Below are 15,641 nucleotides of genomic sequence, written 5' to 3'. Positions count from 1 at the left end.
ACGGTCCGATGAAGCAGACGACACACCTGTCCGAGCGCCGCCTCCCGCCGGACCGGAAGGGGGCGGCCACCATCGCCCCGCTCCCGGCCCCCTCCATACCCAGGCGCCGCCGCCCGACTTCCCAGCAGTGGGCCGCCTGGGCCTTCCTCACCCCGGTCACCCTCTACCTCGGCCTCTTCTACGCCTATCCGCTGTACCGCAACCTCGACCTGAGCCTGCGCCACTACACCGTCCGCTCCTTCGTCCAGGGCGACGCGCCCTTCACCGGCCTCGCCAACTACCGCACCGTCCTCGACGACCCCACCTTCGCCCCGGCCCTCACCCACACCGTCGTCTTCACCGTGGTGTGCCTGGTCTTCCAGTACGCCATCGGCCTGGCCCTCGCGGTCTTCTTCCACCAGCACTTCCGGCTCTCCACGACCCTGCGCGCCCTGTTCCTCGTGCCGTGGCTGCTGCCGCTGATCGTGTCCGCCTCCACCTGGTCGTGGATGCTGAACAGCGACTCGGGCATCGTGAACGCCGCCCTGCACGCCGTCGGCGTCGACCCGGTGAACTGGCTGACCTCACCCACGTGGTCCCTGACCTCGGTGATCATCGCCAACATCTGGATCGGCATCCCGTTCAATCTGGTCGTCCTCCACAGCGGCCTCCAGGCGATCCCCCACAGCCTCTACGAGGCGGCCGCGCTCGACGGCGCGAACGCCTGGCGGCGCTTCTGGCACATCACCTTCCCGCTGCTGCGCCCGGTGTCCGCCATCACCCTGCTGCTGGGCCTGGTCTACACACTCAAGGTCTTCGACATCATCTGGATCATGACCAAGGGCGGCCCCGCCGACTCCTCCACCACCTTCGCCACCTGGTCCTACCAGCTGGGCTTCGGCAACCTCCTGCCCGCCTTCGGCCCCGGAGCGGCCGTCGGCAACCTGCTCGTCGTCGCCGCCCTGGTCTTCGGCCTGGTGTACCTCAGGGTCCAGCGAAAGCAGGCACTGTCATGAACCGAAGCGACAGGCGCACCTGGTGGAAGACGGCCATCGGCCTCGCGCTCACCGCCGTCATGCTCTTCCCGGTCTACTGGATGCTCAACGCGTCCTTCACCCGCGACCAGGACCTGCGCAAGAGCCCACCCGGACTGTTCCCCGCCCACGCCACGCTGGAGGGCTACCGGGCCGTCCTGGACGACCAGTTGCCCTACCTCGCCACCAGCCTCGTCATCGGTCTGGGCACGGTCGCCCTGACCGTGGCCCTCGCCGCGCCCGCCGGCTACGCCCTGGCGAAACTGCGCCCGCGAGGCGGCGGCGTACTGAGCTTCCTCTTCCTGGTCGCCCAGATGATCCCCGGCATCATCATGGCGATGGGCTTCTACGCCATCTACCTCAGCCTCGGCCTGCTCCAGTCGGTGCCCGGCCTGATCGTCGCGGACTCCACCCTGGCCGTCCCCTTCGCCGTACTGATCTTCACCGCGTTCATGTCCGGCATCCCCGAAGAACTCCTCCAGGCCGCGAAGACGGACGGCGCCGGGCCGCTGCGCACCTTCCGGTCGGTCGTGCTGCCCATGAGCCGCAACGCCGTCGTCACGGTGTCGCTGTTCGCGTTCCTGTGGTCCTGGTCCGACTTCGTCTTCGCCGGCACCCTCGTCAACGGAGGCACGCACGAGCCGATCACCCTCGGCATCTACCACTACATCGGCAACAACAACCAGCAGTGGAACGCCATCATGGCCACCGCCGTCGTGGCCTCGCTGCCGGCCGCCGTCATCCTCGTCCTCGCCCAGCGCTACGTCGCCGCCGGTGTGACCGCCGGTGCCGTGAAGGACTGACACGGCCCGTGCCGTTCCCGCCCAAGAAACGAGTAGCCCCTTCATGACCGCAGCCCGCTCCGGCCCGGCCTTCTCCCTCCACGACATCCCGTTCAGCACGCGCGGCTCCTGGTTCGGCATCTCCCCGGTCCTCGGGGAGAAGACGTACGCCGAAGACCTCCACCTGGTCTCCCACCAGAACGGCATGCACCCCGTCCTGCGTCTGGCCCCCGAGGCGCCGGCCCGCTTCACCGCGACGCCGAGCCTGCTCACCTGGGGCGGCCCGAACGGCCGGATCGACCTCGCCTACGAGTCACCCGACACCGTCCGGTTGCGCGGCACGGGCCTCGGGCTGCGTGTCACGGCGGCGGCGCGGACCCTGACGCCCTTCACCGGTACGTACGTCTTCCGCGACCCGGTCGACGGAGCCCACGTCTTCACCTCGTACGAGACCGGCCGCCGCTACCGCGTCACCGTCCTGTCCGGCAGTGCGGCGGAATCCACCGGCGGGCAGGCGTTGGGAGAGGCCGACCGCGGCCTCACGCTCACCGGCGGGAGCTGGGAGGCGGCGATCGAGGAGCTCGACACCGCCCGCCGCCCCTACACCGCCACGGCGACCTTCGAGGAGGTCGCGGCGGAGGCGGAACGAGCCTTCGCCGCCTTCGCGGACGCTGTCGCCCCCTGGCGCTCCCCGCGCACCCCGGCCGCCGAACTCGCCGTCTACGTCCTGTGGTCGGCGACCGTCGACCCGGCGGGCCTCGTCACCCGGCCCGCGGTGCTGATGTCCAAGCACTGGATGGACAAGGTGTGGAGCTGGGACCACTGCTTCAACGCCCTCGCCCTCGCCCCCGGAGCACCCGCACTGGCCCGGGACCAGTTCTGCCTTCCGTTCGACCACCAGGACGAGAGCGGGGCGCTCCCTGACTCGGTCACCCACTCGGAGGTCCTCCGCAACTTCGTCAAACCCCCGGTCCACGGCTGGGCCCTGGCCCGACTGCGCCGACGACTGCCGACACCCCTCGACCGCGCCGAACTCACCGACGTCTACGACAGGTTGAGCCGCTGGACGGACTTCTGGCTCGCCGCGCGACGGGCACCGGACGCCGCCCTGCCGCACTACCAGCACGGCAACGACAGCGGCTGGGACAACGCCACCTCCTTCGACCCCGCCCGCGTGGTCGTCACCGCCGACCTGGCCGCGTTCCTCACCCTCCAACTGCGTGAACTCGCCGCCCTGGCAACGGAACTGGACCTGCCCGACGAAGCCGACCGCTGGTCCCGCACCGCCGAGGCGACCCAGACCGCGCTGCTCGACGAACTGTGGACGGGGGAGCGGTTCGTGACGCGGGACGCCGACAGCGGCGACACCTGGACCAGCTCCAGCCTCCTCGACCTGATGCCGATCGTCCTGGGCGAGCACCTGCCCGACCACATCGCCAAGACCCTGGCCACCCGGATCGAGGCCCACCTCACCCCGTACGGCCTCGCCACCGAACTGCCCACCTCACCGCACTACCGCGCCGACGGCTACTGGCGCGGCCCCATCTGGGCACCCGCGACCGTTCTCATCGAGGACGGCCTGCGCCGCGCCGGTCACCACCGCCTCGCCGACGAGATCGGCGCCCGCTTCCGGACCCTGTGCGAGACCCACGGCTTCGCCGAGAACTTCGACGCCCTCACCGGCACGGGACAGCGTGACCGGGCGTACACCTGGACCGCCGCCGCGTATCTCCTCCTCGCCGAGAACCACCGACCGGATCGCCCATAAAGACACAGACGTTCCACGCAAGTGGGTTCGGTATCGGACAAGCCGTGTGAAGTCCGTACACGGCGGCCTGGACTGCGGGACAGTGGGAACACGCGGTACGAGGAGGCCGGTCCGGAGGGGGACGACATGCTGAGGACTCCCGTCAGTGAGCGACGGCTGGACATTCTGGAACTGCTGAAGGATCCGGCCGCGCACTTCCCGTCGCAACGTCGCCGCGACCCGACCGAGGACGGCGTCACCGCGGACGCCGTGGCCGCCAAACTCGGGGTGCGCCGCCGGATCGCCGACACCCACCTCGAACTCCTCACGGACATCGGCCTGTTGCGCGCCAAGCGGATCCGCCGACGCATGTACTACCGACGGGACGAGGTGCGGATAGCAGAGGTGGCGCGCATGTTCGAGAAAGGCTGGTAAGAAGGGCTCTCGGGCCGCCAAAGGCTCCGAGGCGACGAAGGGCGGATGTCCGTGGAGCGTGCACAGATGCTGGTCCCGCGCAGGTACGTCGCGATCGGCGGCCACGGCCCCGAGGACGTCGTCGCCGACAGCCGGGGCCGTGTGCTGACCGGTGTGGAGGACGGCCGTATCCTGCGCCTCGACGGTCTCGCCGACCCGGCCACGACCCGCGTCGAGGTGCTCGCCGAGACCGGCGGCAGGCCGCTCGGCCTCGAACTCCTCCCGGACGACACCCTGTTGGTGTGCGACGCCGAACTCGGTCTGCTGCGCGTCGACCTGAACACGGGCGTCATGCGCATCCTCGCCGACTCGGTGGCGGGGGAGCGGCTGCGGTTCTGCAGCAACACCGTCGCCCTCTCCGACGGCACCGTGTACTTCACGGTCTCCAGTCGCCGCTACCCCCTCGACCAGTGGATCGGCGACCTCGTCGAACACACCGGAACGGGCCGGCTCCTGCGCCTCGCACCCGGCAGCGAGACACCCGAAGTCGTCCTGGACGGGCTCCAGTTCGCCAACGGCCTCGCCCCGAGTGGCGACGAATCGTTCCTCGTGGTCGCCGAGACCGGCGCGTACCGCCTGACCCGGCACTGGCTCACCGGCCCGGACGCGGGCCGCTCCGAACCCTTCGTCGAGAACCTCCCCGGCATGCCCGACAACATCTGGCGCGCCGGGCCCGACGGGCCGATCTGGGTGTCTCTGGCCGGACCCCGTGTCCCCCCGCTGGACCTTGTGCACCGCGCCGGTCCGGCGGCCCGCCGTACCGCCGCCCGCTTGGCGGTGCGCGCCCCCTTCCGTCCCACGGGCACGATCGGCGTCCTCGCTGTCGACGACCACGGCGAGACCGTCCACCACCTCACCCGCCGCCACTCCGGCTTCCGTATGGTCACCAGCGTCTGCGAGGCCGCCGGCCACCTGGTCCTGGGCAGCCTCTGGGAGCGTGGCGTGGCCCTGTGCGAGCCGCCCGCGCCCAAGTGAGCCCGGCGTTACCCTGTTGACGGCCGTGATCAGGCCGTCCAGGCAGGAGACGTACGACCATGACAGCCCCGGAGACCGAGACGCTCCGCGTCCCCACCCCCCGGCAGCCGGTCCTGCGCGGCCAGGGACCCGTGGTCGCCGTGGTCGCGCTCGGCGGTGCCCTCGGGGCCACGGCCCGGTACGCACTCACCCTGTGGTGGCCCCCGCAGCCCGGCGGATTCCCGTGGGCGACCTTCTGGACCAACGTCGTCGGCTGTGCCGTCATCGGTGTGTTCATGGTGGTCATCACCGAGAGGTGGGCCGCGCACCGCCTGGTCCGTCCCTTCTTCGGCACCGGCGTCCTCGGCGGCTTCACCACCTTCTCCACGTACGCCGTCGACGTGCGGAAACTCCTCGACTCGGGCCATCCCGGCACCGGCCTGACCTACCTCGCCGCGACCCTGCTCGCGGCCCTCACGGCGGTGTGGCTCGCCGCGACGGCGACCCGCCGCGTCCTGCGGCGGAGGCGACCATGACAAGGCTGACCGGCGACGCGCTGCGGGTGACCGTGTTCATCGGCGAACACGACACCTGGCACCACAAGCCCCTCTACAGCGAGATCGTGCACCGCGCCCACGCGGCGGGTCTCGCGGGCGCCAGCGTCTTCCGGGGCATCGAGGGCTTCGGCGCCTCCTCCCGGATCCACACCTCACGGCTGCTGTCCCTGAGCGAGGACCTGCCCGTCGCGATCCTCATCGTCGACACCGAGGAGCGGGTGCGGGCCTTCCTGCCGCAGCTCGACGAACTCGTCACCGAAGGCCTGGTCGTCCTCGACGGCTGCGAGGTCATCAGGTACGCCGGACGGGGCGATGAATCCGGCGAATCGGACGCGCACGGTAAGAGGTCGTTGTGAACTGGCTGCTGGTCGTCGCGGGCGCCACGGTCGGTGCACCGCTCCGCTATCTCACCGACCGCGCGATCCAGTCCCGCCACGACTCGGTCTTCCCGTGGGGCACCTTCGTCGTCAATGTCACCGGCTGTCTGATCCTCGGCCTGCTGACCGGCGCCGCCGGGTCCCACCACCTCCAGCTCCTGCTCGGCACCGGTCTGTGCGGCGCCCTGACCACGTACTCGACCTTCTCGTACGAGACCCTGCGGCTGACCGAGGCGGGCGCGGGGCTGTACGCCCTCGCCAACGCGGGCGGGAGCCTGGTCGCCGGTCTGGGAGCGGCGTTCGCGGGCGTGGAACTCGCCCGCGCCGTCTGGGCGTAAGGACCCGGGCCACATCGGCGTGTAGTAAGACTGTCCCCGCCGCACCCCCGCCCCGCCCGGAAGAACTGGAACCCATGAGCGTCATCAGCGTCGGTCAGGCCGTCGTCCTCGGAGCCGTCGAGGGGGTGACCGAGTTCCTGCCCGTCTCCTCCACCGGCCATCTGAAGATCGCCGAGGGGCTCATGAACATCCCCGTCGACGACGACGCGGTCGTCGGGTTCTCGGCCGTCATCCAGGTCGGCGCGATCGCCGCCGTGCTCGTGTACTTCTTCAAGGACATCGTGCGGATCGTCTCCGCGTGGGGCCGTGGGCTGCGGAACAAGGAGGAGCGGTACCACCACGACTACAAGTTCGCCTGGTGGGTCATCTACGCCACCGTCCCGATCGTCGTCGTGGGTCTCGCCGCCAAGCCGCTCATCGAGGGCCCGCTCGCCTCGCTGTGGGTGGTCGCGGGCTCCCTGATCGTCGGCAGCGGCGTGATGTGGGCGGCGGACCAGATGGGCCGGCACAAGCGCGGGGAGGACGACACCTCGTTCAAGGACGCGATGCTCGTCGGCAGCTCCCAGATCCTCGCCCTGCTCTTCCCCGGTTTCTCCCGCTCCGGCGCCACCATGTCCACCGCGCTCATGCTGGACCTGGACCGTGTCGCGGCCACCCGTCTGTCGTTCTTCCTGGGCATCCCCGCCCTGACCGGCGCCGGAATCTACGAGCTCAAGGACGCGCTCGGCACCGGCGCGGGGGCGGTCCCGCTGGTCGTCGGCACGGCGGTCTCCTTCGTCGTCGCCTACGCCTCCATCGCCTGGCTGCTGAAGTTCGTGGCCAAGCACTCCTTCAACGCCTTCGTCGTCTACCGGCTCGTCGTGGGCGTGCTGCTGTTCGGCCTGCTGGCGACGGGTGCGTTGAGCAGCTGACCCGAGGCCGGCGGGTGTGAGACGGCTTTCACGTCTCACACCCCATGAAATTCTCCATTCGCACGCCTTGACAGCACCCTCCCGGGGCCCGGAGTATCACTCCCGTGAACCTGTCAGACAGCCGGACAGCCGGACAGCCCCCGCGACGCGTCAGTGCCATGGAAGCGGTGCTGGGGTATCTGCGTGGCGCCATCGAGAGCGGGGAGTACGCCATCGGCGACAAGCTCCCCTCCGAGGCCGAGCTCTGCCGCACCCTGGAGGTCAGCCGGCCCGTGCTGCGCGAGGCGCTCCGAGCCCTGCAGACCATGGGCCTGACCGTCTCCAAGACCGGCAAGGGCACCTTCGTCGTCGCCAACGCGGTGGAGGACCCCACCTTCGGCGACTACGCGGCCAGCGACCTGCTGGAAGTGCGCCGCCACGTCGAGATCCCGGTCGCCGGGTACGCGGCCCTGCGCCGCACCCCGGAGAACCTCGACCACCTGGCCCATCTCCTGGACCGCATGGAGCGGGAGACGGACACCACGGCGTGGGTCGCGATGGACACCCTCTTCCATCTCGCCGTGGCCGAGGCCGCCCAGAACCCGGTCTTCCGCCGGGTCATCGAGGAGATCCGTGACGCACTGGCGCGTCAGTCGGCCTTCCTCAACGAACTGGGCGGCCGCCGGGAGCAGTCCAACCGGGAGCACCGGGCGATCGTCGAGGCGCTGATCGACGGTTCCGAGCTCGACGCGGTGGAGGCCATGTCCCACCACCTCGACCGCGTCGAAACCACCCTCACCGACATCGTGCGTTCCCCTGGCAAGGGCACGGACACCCCCACGGAAGGCAACCCCCAGGCGTGAGCGAGCAAAGCCTGCACGACGGCGTGCAGAAACGTTCCGGCCATGTCGACGCCGGAGACGAGGGCTACAGCAAGTCGCTGAAGTCCCGGCACGTCAACATGATCGCCATCGGCGGCGCCATCGGCACCGGCCTCTTCCTCGGAGCCGGCGGCCGCCTCGCCGACGCCGGGCCCTCCCTGTTCATCGCCTACGCGGTCTGCGGAATCTTCGCGTTCCTCGTGGTCCGAGCCCTGGGCGAACTCGTCCTGTACCGCCCGTCCTCCGGCGCCTTCGTGTCCTACGCCCGGGAATTCCTGGGCGAGAAGGGCGCCTACATAGCGGGCTGGATGTACTTCCTCAACTGGGCCACCACCGGCATCGCCGACATCACCGCCGTGGCCGTCTACACCCACTACTGGGGCATGTTCTCCGACATCCCGCAGTGGGTGATCGCGCTCATCGCCCTCGCCGTCGTCCTCACCGTGAACCTCATCTCGGTGAAGATGTTCGGCGAGCTGGAGTTCTGGTTCGCCATCATCAAGGTGGGCGCGCTCGTGGCGTTCATGCTGATCGGCATCTTCCTGCTGGTCACCCAGCACGAGGTCGGCGACACCACCCCCGGCCCGGCCCTGATCACCGACCACGGCGGCATCTTCCCCAACGGTCTGCTGCCCATGCTGCTGATCCTCCAGGGCGTCGTCTTCGCCTACGCCTCCGTCGAACTGGTCGGCGTCGCGGCCGGCGAGACCGAGAACCCCGAGAAGATCATGCCGAAGGCGATCAACTCGATCATGTGGCGCGTCGGCCTCTTCTACGTCGGCTCGGTCGTCCTGCTCTCGATGCTGCTGCCGTGGAACAAGTACACCGGCGGCCAGAGCCCCTTCGTCACCGTGCTCTCCAACATCGGCGTCCCGGCGGCCGGCGGCGTGATGAACCTCGTCGTCCTCACCGCCGCCATGTCCTCGCTCAACTCCGGCCTCTACTCCACCGGCCGCATCCTGCGCTCCATGGCGATGTCCGGCTCCGCGCCCAGGTTCACCGGCGTCATGAGCCGCAGCCAGGTCCCCTACGGCGGCATCCTGCTCACCAGCGGCATCTGCGTCCTCGGCGTCGGCCTCAACTTCGTGGTCCCCGCCGACGCGTTCGAGATCGTGCTCAACTTCGCCGCGATCGGGATCCTGTCCACCTGGGGCATGATCATGCTCTGTCACCTGCTCTTCTGGCAGAAGACGGAGAAGGGCGAACTGACCCGCCCCGGCTACCGACTGCCGGGATCCCCCTGGACCGAGCTCGTGACGATGGTGTTCCTCGCCTCCGTCCTGGTCCTCATGTACGCCGACGGCGGGGTCGGACGCACCACCGTGCTGTGCCTGCCGCTGATCGCCGGAGCACTCGTCGCCGGGTGGTACGCCGTCCGCGGCCGGGTCGCCCGCACCTCCACCGAGACCGAATCCACCGCCGCCGACGCGTGACCCGCGTGGCGCACCCTTAGAAGCAGGAAGTGATGTACAGCAGTCTCGTCGCGGACCCACCCCTGATCCGCGAGCCCCTCCACGCCCCCGTCGCCCACCTCATACGCGGCGGGGTCGTGGAGGGCATCCACTACGGCTCCGTCGTCGTCCTCGGCGCGGACGGGCACGTCCGGTTCCAGCTCGGCGACATCGAGGCGGCGTTCTATCCGCGCTCGGCGCTGAAGCCGGTGCAGGCCGTCGCCATGGTCCGGGCCGGGCTCCCGCTCGACGGAGAGCTGCTGTCGCTGACCGCGGCGAGCCACTCCGGCGAGGAACGTCATCTCGCCGGTGCCCGCCGGATCCTGGAGCTGGCGGGCGTGGGCGAGGACGCCCTGCGCAACGTCCCGGACATGCCCTACGACCCGGTCGTACGCGACGAGTGGGTGCGGGAGTCCCGACCGCCGTCGCGGCTCGCCCAGAACTGCTCCGGGAAGCACGCGGCGATGCTCTACACGTGCGTGCTGAACGACTGGCCGCTCGAGGGGTATCTGGACCCCGGTCATCCCCTTCAGCAGGCGATCGCCGAGATCGTCGAGGACCTCACCGGGCAGCGGATCGCCCGGGTGACGGTGGACGGCTGCGGGGCGCCCCTGTTCTCCGTGTCCCTGCACGGGCTTGCCCGGGCCGCCGCGCGGATCACCTCCGCGGCTCCGGGTACGCCCGAGGCCCGGGTCGCCGACGCGATGCGGGCGCATACGGAGATGGCGTCCGGGGCGGGGCGGGACGTGGCCGCGCTGATGCGGGCCGTGCCGGGGCTGCTGGCCAAGGACGGCTTCGAGGGTGTGCAGGTCGCTGCCCTTCCGGACGGGCGTTCTGTTGCTGTGAAGATCGCTGACGGGGCGAACCGGGCGCGGGTGCCGGTTGCCGCGGCGGCGTTGGCGTGGGCCGGGGTCGATCCGTCTGTGCTGGCCGAGTTCCAGGGTGAGGCTCTTCTGGGAGGCGGTCGGGAGGTCGGGCGGGTTCGGCCGGTTCGTTCGCTCGAGCCGGTTGCGGTTTCCGCTTGCGCCTAAGGATGTGCCTGGATTTGTCGTTCTGCGGCTGCGGGCCGTTTGTGGCTGGTCGCGCAGTTCCCCGCGCCCCTAAAAAAACTCACCTCCCCCCTCAGAAAGAGGCACCGAACCTCATGACCGCCGTCGCCGTCACTCGCCGCGAGCACGATCTGCTCGGTGATCGTGATGTTCCCGCTGATGCCTACTGGGGTGTGCACACCCTGCGTGCCACCGAGAACTTTCCCATCACCGGCATGCCGATCTCCGCCTACCCGCACCTCATCGAGGCCCTCGCCGCCGTCAAGGAGGCCGCCGCGCTCGCCAATGAGGAGCTCGGGCTGCTGGAGCCGCGGAAGGCCGCCGCGATCGTCGAGGCCTGCCGGGAGATTCGTGAGGGGAAGCTGCACGACCAGTTCGTGGTGGACGTCGTGCAGGGCGGCGCCGGCACCTCGACCAACATGAACGCCAACGAGGTCGTCGCGAACCGGGCGTTGGAGCTGCTGGGGTTCGGGAAGGGGCAGTACCCGCATCTGCACCCGAACGAGGACGTCAACCTCGGTCAGTCCACCAACGACGTCTACCCGACCGCCGTCAAGGTGGCGACGGTCTTCGCGGTGCGGGGACTGCTCAAGGCGATGGCGGTACTGCAGGACTCGTTCGCCCGTAAGGCGGTCGAGTTCCGTGATGTGCTCAAGATGGGCCGTACACAGTTGCAGGACGCGGTACCGATGACGCTCGGTCAGGAGTTCTCCGCCTTCGCCGTCATGATCGACGAGGATCGTCATCGTCTCGACGAGGCCGTCCAGTTGATCCATGAGATCAACCTCGGCGCCACGGCCATCGGTACGGGACTCAACGCTCCCGCCGGGTACGCCGAGGCGGCCCGCCGCCATCTCGCCGAGATCACCGGGCTGCCGCTGGTCACCGCCGTCAACCTGGTCGAGGCGACCCAGGACTGCGGGGCGTTCGTCCAGATGTCCGGCGTGCTCAAGCGGGTCGCGGTCAAGCTGTCCAAGAGCTGCAACGATCTGCGGCTGCTGTCGTCCGGTCCGCGTGCGGGGCTCGGTGAGATCAACCTGCCGCCGGTACAGGCCGGTTCGTCGATCATGCCGGGCAAGGTGAACCCGGTGATCCCCGAGGTGGTCAACCAGGTCGCCTTCGAGGTGATCGGCAACGACGTGACGATCACGATGGCCGCGGAGGCGGGGCAGCTCCAGCTCAACGCGTTCGAGCCGATCATCCTGCACTCCCTGTCGGAGTCCATCACACATCTGCGCGCCGCCTGCCTCACGCTCGCCGAGCGGTGCGTGGACGGCATCACCGCCAACACCGAGGTGCTGCGCGCGAGCGTGGAGAACTCCATCGGCCTGGTGACCGCGCTCAACCCGCACATCGGGTACACGGCCGCCACCGACATCGCCAAGGAGGCCCTCGCCACCGGCCGCGGGGTCGCCGAACTCGTCCTGGAGAAGGGCCTGTTGCCCGCCGAGACCCTCGCCGACCTGCTGCGGCCCGAGGTCGTCGCGGGCACCGGCCAGGCCCTGGCCTGACCCGTCCCGATCCGCTGATGCGCGCCCTGACCGGCCCGGAGGCACAATAGTGATCATGACTTCGTCCATGACCTTCGAGCCGGTCCTGGCACGCATCGCCGAGGAGATCGAACGCACCCCGGGGCGCGGCAGGCCCGCCGACTACATCCCGGCGCTCGCCGCCTGCGACCCGCGCAGCTTCGGCATGGCCGTCGCGGAACTGGACGGCACGGTGTACGGCGTGGGCGACTGGCGGCAGCCGTTCTCCACCCAGTCCATCACCAAGGTCTTCACCCTCGCCCTCGACCTGGCCCGCGAGGGTGACGCCCTCTGGGAGCACGTGGGCCGCGAACCCTCCGGCAACCCTTTCAACTCCCTGGTCCAGCTGGAGTACGAGAACGGCATCCCACGCAACCCGTTCATCAACGCGGGCGCGCTCGTCGTCACCGACCGCCTCCAGAGCCGTACCGGGGACTCCGCCGGAGAGCTCCTGTCGTTCCTCCGCGCCGAGAGCGGCAACCCGGGCCTGGACTTCGACGAGGAGGTCGCCGCCTCCGAGTCCGCCCACGGCGACCGCAACGCCGCCCTCGCCCACTTCATGGCCGCGTACGGCAACATCGACAATCCGGTCCCGGTCCTGCTCGACCAGTACTTCCGCCAGTGCTCCCTCCTGGCGTCCTGCGCCGACCTGGCCCTCGCCACCTCCTTCCTGGCCCGCCACGGCATCCGCGCCGACGGCACCCGCCTGCTCACCCGCAGCCAGGCCAAGCAGGTCAACGCGGTGATGCTGACCTGCGGAACGTACGACGCGGCGGGCGACTTCGCCTACCGGGTCGGGCTGCCGGGCAAGAGCGGGGTCGGCGGCGGGATCATCGCGGTGGTACCGGGCCGCTGCACGCTGTGCGTGTGGAGTCCGGGCCTGGACGAGCGAGGCAACTCGGTGGCCGGAGTGGCGGCACTGGACAGGTTCACGACGCTCACGGGCCTGTCGGTGTTTTGAGAAGCGGGAAGGGGACAGCGCCGAAACTGGTGGCGCGCAGGGCACCCGCGCCTGGCGGGCGCCCCGTACGTGGTGCTGTGCATCGGCGGCGACATGTACACCTGGATCGGTCTCGGTCTGCTGCTGTGGCTGCCGACCGGTCAACTCCTGGGAATTCGCCTGGCCTTGACCCGAAGGACGAAGGCGACGGCGCCCGCACCTAGCCCGGCGGCGCCCGTGATCGCCGCCGTCCGTGACCAGCCGGGTTCGTCGTCCGGGACGACGAGCGCGGCGGTCGCGGGCGCCGGGTCGGGCCCCGGCCGCGGCCGGACCCGCAGCGCGTCCAGGGAACCCACCGGTTCGACGCGCCCCGCCGCCGCGAACCCCCAGTCGAGCAGCGCGCGCGCCTCCTCGTACACGGCGAAGCCACCGCCCGCCTGAGGGTTCATCACGGTGACGACGAGCCTGCGGCCGCCCCGCTCGGCGGCGGCGACGAGCGTGTTGCCCGCGTTGCTGGTGTAGCCGTTCTTGACCCCGACCAGCCCGTCGTAGGGCTCCACACCGTCGGCGCCGGTGAGCAGCCGGTTGGTGTTCTGGATGGCGTACGACCAGCCCCCGCCACCGGGGAACTTCGCCTCGACCGTGCCGCAGTACCGGGCGAAGTCCGGGTTGTGCAGGCCCGCTCGCCCGAACACGGCGAGGTCGTACGCGGACGAGACCTGACCGGGTGTGTCGTAGCCGTCGGGCGAGCGGACATGGGTGTCGAGGGCGCCGAGCGCTCGGGCCTTGGCCTGCATCCGGGTGGCCGTGAAGCGCCAGCCGCCGCTGAGCCGGGCCAGCACGTGCACGGCGTCGTTCCCGGAGTTGAGGAACACCCCGCGCCACAGATCGGCGACCCGGTACGTCTGCCCTTCCCGCACCCCGACGAGGCTGCTGCCGGCCCCGACGTCCGCCAGCTCCTCGTTCCCGACCCTGTGCCGGATGCCACCGGGCAGGGTGGGCAGCACGGCGAGCGCGAAGAGCGTCTTGAGCGTGCTGGCGGGCGGCAGCTTGCGATGCGCGTCGTGCGCGGCGAGCACCTCCCCGCTCTCCGTGTCGGCCACGACCCACGACAGCGCGGAGACGTCCGGCACCCGGGGCGCGTCCCGGTGCGGGCGGACCTGTGTGCCGGAGCGGTACAGCAGTGCGGGCCGCACGGCCGAGGCCCGCGGGCCGCCGGGCGCATCGGGGCCGGGGCCTGTGCGAGCGGCCGCCGAGAGGGGGGCGAGCGCCAGCAGGCCCGCCGTGCACAGGGCGCAGGCCGACACGGCAACCCGGGAGGTAGATCCGATAGTCATACCGCAAACCTAGGAATGGACCGGCCCTGTACCCCGCTGCCCGGGCCGTGCGGGGCGCCCGAGCACCCGGACGGGGGAGTGCGTCAGCCGCTGGGCAGCGTCGGCAGGACGCGGCGCAGGAACGTCGCGTTGTCCGGGGTCTCGCGCATGCGCTCCAGGAGGGTTTCCAGGCTGGGCTGGCCGTCGCGGGTCTGCAGGGCCCGGCGCAGGCCGCGTACGGCGGTCAACTCGGCCGGGGGCAGCAGGAGTTCCTCGCGACGGGTGCCGGAGGGGTTGATGGCGACGGCCGGGAAGACGCGGCGGGAGGCGAGGTCGCGGTCGAGGCGGAGCTCCATGTTGCCGGTGCTCTTGAGCTCCTCGAAGAAGAAGTCGTCGGCACGGGAGCCGGTCTCCACCAGGGCGGTGGCGAGGATGGTGAGCGAGCCGCCCTCCTCGGCCGCCCGGGCGGCGCCGAAGAACCGCTTGGGTCCGATGAGCGCGGTCGCGTCCACGCCGCCGCTGAGGGTGCGGCCACCGGCGGCGGCCGCGTTGTTGTGCGCCCGGCACAGCCGGGTCAGCGAGTCGAGGAGGATCACGACGTCCTCGCCGTTTTCGACGAGCCGCTTGGCCCGCTCGATCACGAGGTCCGCGAGCGCGATGTGCTGCTTGGGCGTGCGGTCGAACGTGGAGGCGTACACCTCGCCGCGCACGGAGCGCCGCATGTCGGTGACTTCCTCGGGGCGCTCGTCGAGCAGCACGACCATCAGCCGGCACTCGGGGTGGTTGCCGGCGACGGCCGCCGCGATCTGCTGGAGGAGGACCGTCTTGCCGGTCTTGGGCGGGGCGACGATCAGACCGCGCTGTCCCTTGCCCACGGGGGCGATGAGGTCGGCGACCCGGCCGGTGAGACCGGAGGCCGGATGTTCGAGGCGGATGCGCTCGCTGGGGTGCAGCGGCGTCAGGTCGCGGAAGTGGCGGCGGCCGCGCAGGGCGTCGGGGGTGCGGCCGTTGACCCGGGCGACCTCGGTGAGGGCGCGCTGGGTGCCGCGTACGCCGTCGACGACGTCGCCCTTGCGCAGCCCGTACTTGCGGATCAGCGCGGGGGAGACCTGGAGGTCGGACGGCAGGGGCAGCATGCTCTCGGCGCGCAGCAGACCCTTCCCGTGCGCGTCGATGTCGAGGACGCCGGTGGCGGCGCGGACCGGGAGCTGCTGGACAGGGGGGTGTTCGAGTGTGGTGGTCATGGTGGTCGGTCCTTTCGAGGACACAGGGCATGGGACATGCGGAAGGCAGGGGAGTGCCGCGGACTTCGGGAAGGCGGACAGAAGGCCTTCGGGCGGCGG

General features: G+C 70.5%; 16 protein-coding genes. 14 read left to right on the top strand and 2 right to left on the bottom strand.

What is annotated here, in order from left to right; all coding sequences use genetic code 11:
* Positions 1-8: 8 nt before the first annotated feature.
* The 14 genes from OG381_RS07345 (at position 9) to OG381_RS07280 (ending at position 13,003) form a co-directional block, all read left to right on the top strand.
* Positions 9-995 (top strand): carbohydrate ABC transporter permease, encoded by a 987-nt coding sequence (locus OG381_RS07345; protein ID WP_327715295.1) that lies wholly within the window; start codon positions 9-11, stop codon positions 993-995.
* A complete protein-coding gene (locus OG381_RS07340; protein ID WP_327715294.1) occupies positions 992-1,816 on the top strand; it encodes a carbohydrate ABC transporter permease in 825 nt (274 codons plus the stop codon). Before OG381_RS07345 ends, OG381_RS07340 begins: the two co-directional genes overlap by 4 nt.
* 43 nt (positions 1,817-1,859) lie before the next feature.
* A complete protein-coding gene (locus OG381_RS07335) occupies positions 1,860-3,563 on the top strand; it encodes an amylo-alpha-1,6-glucosidase (protein WP_327715293.1) in 1,704 nt (567 codons plus the stop codon).
* 126 nt (positions 3,564-3,689) lie between these two features.
* On the top strand, positions 3,690-3,977 hold the full coding sequence (locus OG381_RS07330; protein WP_327715292.1) for an ArsR family transcriptional regulator: 288 nt from the start codon (positions 3,690-3,692) through the stop codon (positions 3,975-3,977).
* Between the two features lie 45 nt (positions 3,978-4,022).
* Positions 4,023-4,991: an SMP-30/gluconolactonase/LRE family protein gene (locus OG381_RS07325; RefSeq protein WP_443061881.1), complete on the top strand. Its 969-nt coding sequence runs from the start codon at positions 4,023-4,025 to the stop codon at positions 4,989-4,991.
* Between the two features lie 59 nt (positions 4,992-5,050).
* Positions 5,051-5,506, top strand: a complete 456-nt coding sequence (gene crcB, locus OG381_RS07320; protein ID WP_327715291.1) for a fluoride efflux transporter CrcB — start codon at positions 5,051-5,053, stop codon at positions 5,504-5,506.
* Positions 5,503-5,883: a DUF190 domain-containing protein gene (locus OG381_RS07315; RefSeq protein ID WP_327715290.1), complete on the top strand. Its 381-nt coding sequence runs from the start codon at positions 5,503-5,505 to the stop codon at positions 5,881-5,883. The genes crcB (OG381_RS07320) and OG381_RS07315 overlap by 4 nt, the downstream gene beginning before the upstream one ends.
* A complete protein-coding gene (gene crcB / locus OG381_RS07310) occupies positions 5,880-6,242 on the top strand; it encodes a fluoride efflux transporter CrcB (protein ID WP_327715289.1) in 363 nt (120 codons plus the stop codon). Before OG381_RS07315 ends, crcB (OG381_RS07310) begins: the two co-directional genes overlap by 4 nt.
* A gap of 74 nt (positions 6,243-6,316) precedes the next feature.
* Positions 6,317-7,153, top strand: coding sequence for an undecaprenyl-diphosphate phosphatase (locus OG381_RS07305; RefSeq protein ID WP_327715288.1), 837 nt, complete (start codon positions 6,317-6,319; stop codon positions 7,151-7,153).
* A gap of 158 nt (positions 7,154-7,311) precedes the next feature.
* Positions 7,312-7,995: a FadR/GntR family transcriptional regulator gene (locus OG381_RS07300; protein WP_327722408.1), complete on the top strand. Its 684-nt coding sequence runs from the start codon at positions 7,312-7,314 to the stop codon at positions 7,993-7,995.
* Entirely contained in the window at positions 7,992-9,446 is a 1,455-nt protein-coding gene (locus tag OG381_RS07295) for an amino acid permease (protein ID WP_327715287.1), read from the top strand. The genes OG381_RS07300 and OG381_RS07295 overlap by 4 nt, the downstream gene beginning before the upstream one ends.
* Before the next feature lie 32 nt (positions 9,447-9,478).
* Entirely contained in the window at positions 9,479-10,495 is a 1,017-nt protein-coding gene (locus OG381_RS07290; protein ID WP_327715286.1) for an asparaginase, read from the top strand.
* Positions 10,496-10,608: 113 nt separating this feature from the next.
* On the top strand, positions 10,609-12,024 hold the full coding sequence (gene aspA, locus OG381_RS07285; protein ID WP_327715285.1) for an aspartate ammonia-lyase: 1,416 nt from the start codon (positions 10,609-10,611) through the stop codon (positions 12,022-12,024).
* A gap of 46 nt (positions 12,025-12,070) precedes the next feature.
* Positions 12,071-13,003 (top strand): glutaminase, encoded by a 933-nt coding sequence (locus OG381_RS07280; RefSeq protein ID WP_327722407.1) that lies wholly within the window; start codon positions 12,071-12,073, stop codon positions 13,001-13,003.
* A 140-nt stretch (positions 13,004-13,143) separates the two neighbouring features.
* Here OG381_RS07280 and OG381_RS07275 read toward each other — a convergent pair whose 3' ends face one another.
* Positions 13,144-14,319, bottom strand: a complete 1,176-nt coding sequence (locus tag OG381_RS07275; RefSeq protein WP_327715284.1) for a D-alanyl-D-alanine carboxypeptidase family protein — start codon at positions 14,317-14,319, stop codon at positions 13,144-13,146.
* An 83-nt stretch (positions 14,320-14,402) separates the two neighbouring features.
* Complete coding sequence (rho, locus tag OG381_RS07270; RefSeq protein WP_327715283.1) at positions 14,403-15,542, bottom strand: transcription termination factor Rho; 1,140 nt, start codon at positions 15,540-15,542, stop codon at positions 14,403-14,405.
* Positions 15,543-15,641 lie beyond the last annotated feature (99 nt).

The sequence above is a fragment of the Streptomyces sp. NBC_00490 genome, assembly GCF_036013645.1.
Lineage (GTDB): Bacteria > Actinomycetota > Actinomycetes > Streptomycetales > Streptomycetaceae > Streptomyces > Streptomyces canus_F.
Note: the sequence above shows the minus strand (reverse complement) of the source record. Positions and strands in the feature narration are given on the sequence as shown.

Excerpts from the sequence above, each read along its gene's own strand:
- OG381_RS07315 (WP_327715290.1), top strand. The coding sequence starts at position 5,503 with ATGACAAGGCTGACCGGCGACGCGCTGCGGGTGACCGTGTTCATCGGC.
- OG381_RS07340 (WP_327715294.1), top strand. The coding sequence starts at position 992 with ATGAACCGAAGCGACAGGCGCACCTGGTGGAAGACGGCCATCGGCCTC.
- aspA (WP_327715285.1), top strand. The coding sequence starts at position 10,609 with ATGACCGCCGTCGCCGTCACTCGCCGCGAGCACGATCTGCTCGGTGAT.
- OG381_RS07305 (WP_327715288.1), top strand. The coding sequence starts at position 6,317 with ATGAGCGTCATCAGCGTCGGTCAGGCCGTCGTCCTCGGAGCCGTCGAG.
- OG381_RS07325 (WP_443061881.1), top strand. The coding sequence starts at position 4,023 with ATGTCCGTGGAGCGTGCACAGATGCTGGTCCCGCGCAGGTACGTCGCG.
- crcB (WP_327715291.1), top strand. The coding sequence starts at position 5,051 with ATGACAGCCCCGGAGACCGAGACGCTCCGCGTCCCCACCCCCCGGCAG.
- OG381_RS07290 (WP_327715286.1), top strand. The coding sequence starts at position 9,479 with ATGTACAGCAGTCTCGTCGCGGACCCACCCCTGATCCGCGAGCCCCTC.
- OG381_RS07330 (WP_327715292.1), top strand. The coding sequence starts at position 3,690 with ATGCTGAGGACTCCCGTCAGTGAGCGACGGCTGGACATTCTGGAACTG.
- OG381_RS07300 (WP_327722408.1), top strand. The coding sequence starts at position 7,312 with ATGGAAGCGGTGCTGGGGTATCTGCGTGGCGCCATCGAGAGCGGGGAG.
- OG381_RS07335 (WP_327715293.1), top strand. The coding sequence starts at position 1,860 with ATGACCGCAGCCCGCTCCGGCCCGGCCTTCTCCCTCCACGACATCCCG.
- rho (WP_327715283.1), bottom strand. The coding sequence starts at position 15,542 with ATGACCACCACACTCGAACACCCCCCTGTCCAGCAGCTCCCGGTCCGC.
- OG381_RS07345 (WP_327715295.1), top strand. The coding sequence starts at position 9 with ATGAAGCAGACGACACACCTGTCCGAGCGCCGCCTCCCGCCGGACCGG.
- OG381_RS07275 (WP_327715284.1), bottom strand. The coding sequence starts at position 14,319 with ATGACTATCGGATCTACCTCCCGGGTTGCCGTGTCGGCCTGCGCCCTG.